Genomic DNA, 5,210 nt, shown 5'->3' with positions numbered 1-5,210 from the left:
TTGTAGCCGGTGTTGCAGGCAGCGGGAAGACCACATTTGCATTGCAGGCATTATGTGAAAGTGCAAGAGAAGGGAAAGTTTGCCTGTATGTTACTTCGGTCAACGAACCTGCCACAGTCGTGAACAACTTTGTGTCAAGGCTGAGCCATTATGATGTATCCCGGATCTCCAGAGGAAATATACATCAAATATCCCTTGACATAAGATCCCTCGATCGGGGTATATATTCCTTCATGTGGAATCATGAGGAATCCTTTGAAAAAATCAAACCTGAAATCATCGTTATTGACCCAATTACAATAATAGGATGCAGTTTATAAGAATAACCAGAAGAAGATTCTACTATGAATTTTTCAAAAGGATGAAAAATTGGAATTCACTGGTAATTGTTACCGGAGAGATGTCAGAAAAGGAAATTGAAGAAAGTACACTGGGATATGTAACAGATGGAATAATGGCTCTGTAGAAATCCTCATTTGAATAATTACTGAAATAGAAGTTGCCCTGTCTATATTATGGATTAATAATTTGAACTTGACCTCTTTTGCCTGATTTCTGTATTTTGTTGCCTTCAGTTCTTCCCCATATTTCCTTTTCAAAACAGAAAACATCGTCTCTACCAGGTTTCTGTAATGATAGATGTCCTCATCAAACTCATCTCTCATTTTACGACGGTATTTTCCTTTGATCTTCTTCCTTTTTCGACATCTTACAGGTATGATGGCTTCTGCTCTATAGTCATTACCTGTATACTCTTTAATCAATACCAATGTCAGTAACTGATGTTGAGTATATTTTCGTTTGGAATATTTACAACTATAGATTGGAAGACGGGATCTTCCAGCTACAGACATAGCTGTATCGATAAAGTTTAAGTAATCGCTTGACAAAATGCATTCACCCCCTTTGTGTTTTTATGGTCAAAATCACATTGGGGGCCTCTTCTTATAAAAATGATAATGTATTAGTGGAAGTTAGAGGAAAGGGTTTCTACAGAGCCGGAATAATACATCTTACAAATAAGGAAAAATGCAAATATCACACTCTTGATGGCAGGAACCATATCATCCGGACTTGCGACAATAGGTGAAGCGGGCAAAAATTTGCATGCTGACAGCACTATAGCAACCGTTATGTAGCGGACAAAATACATTTAAAAAAGGTCTCATCGTTCTCAAGAACTTCAATTCAAAGCATAAGAAAGAAATCCATGAGATTAATATTGGCGAAGATGGACTGAAAATTAAAGGAATCTTGCCCCTTACCTACATAATATCCTGAAGAGGCGGGCTTAATATTAATATTCCTTTAACATATATAGCCTCATGAAAATTTACATAGCAGACACCGGCGTTTTCATCAATCGAATGGGTAGGGACCGCCAGCTTGTTACAGTGCCCGCAGTAATCGATGAAACGAAGGCAAAATACACAAGTATGGAAATGTTGATTGCCCTTGAAACCGGGGCAAAGGTTGAGCAACCAGATCCTGTATTCAGGAAAAAAATCGTGGACAGTGCAGAAGGTACAGGCGATCTTGAAGAACTTTCCGGGACCGATATCGATGTGCTGGCAAAAGCTCTGGAACATGGGAAAAATGCTGTCCTCATGACAGATGATTATGCTGTGCAGAATGTGGCAAGCATGATTGGTATAAAGGTAGAACCCATATCCCAATCCAGAATAAAGGACAAAATAATCTGGGGAAAAAAATGCACCGGGTGCATGAAAAGATTTGACAGAGGCGAAGAATGCCCCATCTGTGGATCCCCCCTCAAGAAAATACGTAAAAGAAAGATATAATATTAGAAAGGATGTATAGGGAAACAAATAGCATAAAACAGCACGTGGGGATAAAATGAAAAATATAGAAGAACTTATACAAAAAGCAGTCGAACTGCAGTCCAATGGTCTTGTTACCGGCCAGATCGCAAATGAACTTAATGTTTCCAGGGATACTGTTACATGGCTTCTCATGCGGAGTAAAAGAGGTGCAGAAGCCCCTGCACCAAAGGACATCTCTGTCAACTGGAGTGCCATCGGTAAAAGCTCTTTCCGCCTGCGTTATATTTCACAGGCCCTGTGTGACATGGTGCTCGAATCCCTTGATAAAAGTGACCAGAGGGCAGACATGGTAGTGGGAATCGGATTAAGCGGTGTACCCATGGCCACCATGATTGCCGAGGAATTGGGTGTCGAATTTTCTATATTCCACGGTTATGACAGCCAGAAAGAGAGGAATAAAAACACAGGAATTTTTAGTAGAAATTTCGGGCATGTTAAAGGAAAAAACTGCATTATTGTAGATGATGTGGTCTCATCTGGCTCAACGATTACCGATGTAATTGAACAGACAAAGAAAAGCGGATCCAACCCGGTGGCAATTGCGGTCATTATTGACAAGAAAAATTCGGAAACAATCAGCGGAGTCCCTGTGAACTCACTCATCAAACTGGCAAGAGTGGATTGAAGGAGATATTATATCTCCGTATCCACTTCATACTGACCTATTTTTTCCACAAGTTTGGATAGGACTGTTTTACGCATTCCTTCCACAAATTTGATACTTCCTACAACAAGGTGCCCACCACCATTCACCCCTCCACCGACAACTTCCTCATGGAGGTTTCTGACAATTTCAGGGATATTCATCTTAACCCCGCGGGACCGTATGACTGCAAAATCCGGCCCATAGCCAATCGTAACGATGGGTTTTCCTTCATTTTTCCTGCAAATCCTGTCATGGACTTCCCCGGCGGTCTTGCCAGGAGCCGGGAATGTGAATTTGTGGGCATAATTCTCCACATCAAGCACATTCATAATAGCACCGTTGGGCAGTTTCTGTGATTTGACATTGGGCATACATGCCTCAAGTTGCTCATCCATCATAGTGCGTGCCTGCTCACACAGCAGATCTACAAGCTGTTTATGCCTGGTGGAGTCACCAAAATTGAGAAGATCGTTTACAATTCCCCTTCCACTGTTGAATTTCAACCAATAGGCTTCAAAATCAAGGGCCAAGGCAATATCCTGCAAATTTTCCAGGGAATACCTGGAAGATACAAGATCAATATACTGATAGGCCTCATCGGCCTCTGAACGATCCCCCACAGCAGCGATTGCAGGGAGATGTTTTATCTGATCAGTGACTTCAGGATTGATCATCCTTGCAACCTCTGTGGAAAGCATACCAGCGGTCTGTCCAAAGTCCCCACCCACATGAGCAGGGTTTACGTGAGCCAGCAGGTAATCATCAACTATCTTATCCGGATGATGATGGTCCACAACCACCATATCAATACCATATATCAATGCCTGTCTCATCGCGGGTACGTCTTCCTCCGTGGAACCGTTATCCACCATTACAACAAGCGGCAGTTTCTGGTTATGCCTTTCCGCATCTTCAAGAGCAAAGGAAATATCCTTTGTCACATCCATGATCTCATAAAATGGGGCTTTTGAAGGAGCACGTTTGTAGAAATAGTATTCTCCATCCTGACCGTTGACTTCACGAATAAGGGGCAGGATTGCCTTTTCAATGGCCACACCTGCAGTCATGCCATCAGCATCAGCATGGTGGCGCAACAAGATCGGACGTGACCTTAGAATGGCTTTTTTGATAATTCGGGCAACGTCTTTCATCGCAGGACGCAGGTCTTCCAGAATCTTGCTTTTGACAAGGAATTCTATATCCGAAGGTTCTGCCCTCTGGTCAAGTATACGATCTATACGTTCCCTGACAGTCTGCTCTCTTTCATCTTTGAGCTGCTTCATGCTCTTGACTTCAAGCTGCAGATCCTCACCCCTGAGGTTGACCTCTCCTGTAAGAGAGACCACCATATCCGAATCAATGTCCGGATATGCCCGCTCCCCTGCACTTTCAAAGGCTGCACAGGGAATTACACCGCCTTCATCGGAAATTACAAAAATGGTGGGACCACCTGTTTGTTTGACCTGGAGCACCTCTCCTTCAATACGCACAAGTTTACCCACATAATCCTTCAATTCAGACGAGATACGTACCGGCATTTCTTTTTCGACTTCTACGACCTTATGTTCACCGACACTTCGTGGTAGCAGGTCCATTTTCCCGTCAGAACGGATCTCATTTAGCTCTACGATCAGCCGTTCCCCGGGTTCAAGTTTGGCCTTTATGTTGCTTGAATGGATCAACCCACGCAGATTGGAATTCAGGTTCACAAAGGCTCCGAATGATGCCAGGTTGTTTACCTCTGCGTGGTAATATTTACCTACAGAAAGCTCGTTCATGTCACAGGAGTCGTCCAGCATATGGACAACCTTTACCTCATTGCATGATTTGCAGATCTCGCGTCCATCTATCAGATGGTCGATGGATTTGCCGCATAGGTCACAGCTATAAAGAAATCCTTCTCCTCCGCAGGAAGGACATGGGTCCTTTATTTCAACTTCCCCGCTACCACCGCATTTTTCACATACGGAACTGCCTTTGAGGAAGCTGTTTACATCTTTTTCTGAAAGTTCCATAAGGTTAATTGATTTTGGTTTCCCGGAGCCCTTACATTCAGGACATTTCTGTATAGAGGATTCACGGGCACCAGTTCCGCCACATTCACTGCATTTTTCTTTCATTGTATCTGTGTTGCTGATTGACCTGCTTGTTTATGTAGGTTGCTGCAAAGAGAGAATTTTATTTGGCATTTTAAATATATCTACTTACAGAGAATTACAATAGTAAGATCTCCACCTGCTCCATCCATCTAACCAATAACTTTTAGAAGTATTGTTTGCAAAGTATCATAAAGGGAGAGTTTAGCATGGCATTAGAAGAATATATAATTCCTATATTAATCGTATTAGTAATAATCCTGTCCCAATCCATCAAAGTGGTAAAAGAATATGAACGAGTGGTCATCTTCAGGCTGGGCAGATTTAGCGGAGTGAAGGGTCCGGGTGTATTTTTCATAATTCCTATTATCGATACTGCGGTCAAGGTAGATCTGCGTGTCGTAACAATAGATGTCCCGAAACAGGCAGTTATCACCTATGATAACGTTACAGTGGCAGTGGATGCAGTCATCTACTACAAAGTTCTCAAACCCGAGTCAGCAGTTACAGAAGTTGAGGATTACAAGTATGCAACCGCAATGCTTGCACAAACAACCCTGCGTGATGTAGTTGGCCGAATCGAACTTGATGAAGTTCTATCTGGAAGAGAGGAGGTTAATAAGG

General features: G+C 42.6%; 7 protein-coding genes. 5 read left to right on the top strand and 2 right to left on the bottom strand.

Translation table 11 applies throughout. The features are described from left to right. Both A9957_RS10605 and A9957_RS09090 read left to right on the top strand, forming a co-directional pair. Positions 1 to 320: ATPase domain-containing protein (locus A9957_RS10605; RefSeq protein ID WP_367121912.1), on the top strand; the 320-nt coding region annotated here is incomplete at its 5' end. Further along, positions 308 to 466, top strand: a complete 159-nt coding sequence (locus A9957_RS09090) for a hypothetical protein (protein WP_292343988.1) — start codon at positions 308 to 310, stop codon at positions 464 to 466. The genes A9957_RS10605 and A9957_RS09090, both read left to right, overlap by 13 nt. Here A9957_RS09090 and A9957_RS09085 read toward each other — a convergent pair. Beyond that, positions 390 to 893: a transposase gene (locus tag A9957_RS09085; RefSeq protein ID WP_292343990.1), complete on the bottom strand. Its 504-nt coding sequence runs from the start codon at positions 891 to 893 to the stop codon at positions 390 to 392. The genes A9957_RS09090 and A9957_RS09085 overlap by 77 nt on opposite strands. Before the next feature lie 432 nt (positions 894 to 1,325). On the opposite strand from A9957_RS09085, the gene A9957_RS09080 reads away from it, so the two are divergent. Further along, positions 1,326 to 1,802, top strand: a complete 477-nt coding sequence (locus A9957_RS09080) for an NOB1 family endonuclease (protein WP_105460230.1) — start codon at positions 1,326 to 1,328, stop codon at positions 1,800 to 1,802. 55 nt (positions 1,803 to 1,857) lie between these two features. Then, complete coding sequence (locus A9957_RS09075; protein WP_096712127.1) at positions 1,858 to 2,469, top strand: orotate phosphoribosyltransferase-like protein; 612 nt, start codon at positions 1,858 to 1,860, stop codon at positions 2,467 to 2,469. Between the two features lie 8 nt (positions 2,470 to 2,477). On the opposite strand, the gene A9957_RS09070 is transcribed toward A9957_RS09075, so the two are convergent. Further along, positions 2,478 to 4,610, bottom strand: coding sequence for a DHH family phosphoesterase (locus tag A9957_RS09070; protein WP_096712128.1), 2,133 nt, complete (start codon positions 4,608 to 4,610; stop codon positions 2,478 to 2,480). 185 nt (positions 4,611 to 4,795) lie between these two features. Between A9957_RS09070 and A9957_RS09065 the strand changes: the two genes are divergently transcribed. After that, positions 4,796 to 5,210: SPFH domain-containing protein (locus A9957_RS09065; protein ID WP_292343986.1), on the top strand; the 415-nt coding region annotated here is incomplete at its 3' end.

Origin of the sequence: Methanohalophilus sp. DAL1, assembly GCF_001683555.1 — an archaeon.
In the GTDB taxonomy this organism is placed as follows: Archaea; Halobacteriota; Methanosarcinia; order Methanosarcinales; family Methanosarcinaceae; genus Methanohalophilus; species Methanohalophilus euhalobius.
This window is presented reverse-complemented; position numbering and strand designations above follow the sequence as displayed.

Coding starts and splice junctions, on each gene's coding strand:
- A9957_RS09090 (WP_292343988.1), top strand. CDS start 308: ATGCAGTTTATAAGAATAACCAGAAGAAGATTCTACTATGAATTTTTC.
- A9957_RS09080 (WP_105460230.1), top strand. CDS start 1,326: ATGAAAATTTACATAGCAGACACCGGCGTTTTCATCAATCGAATGGGT.
- A9957_RS09075 (WP_096712127.1), top strand. CDS start 1,858: ATGAAAAATATAGAAGAACTTATACAAAAAGCAGTCGAACTGCAGTCC.
- A9957_RS09070 (WP_096712128.1), bottom strand. CDS start 4,610: ATGAAAGAAAAATGCAGTGAATGTGGCGGAACTGGTGCCCGTGAATCC.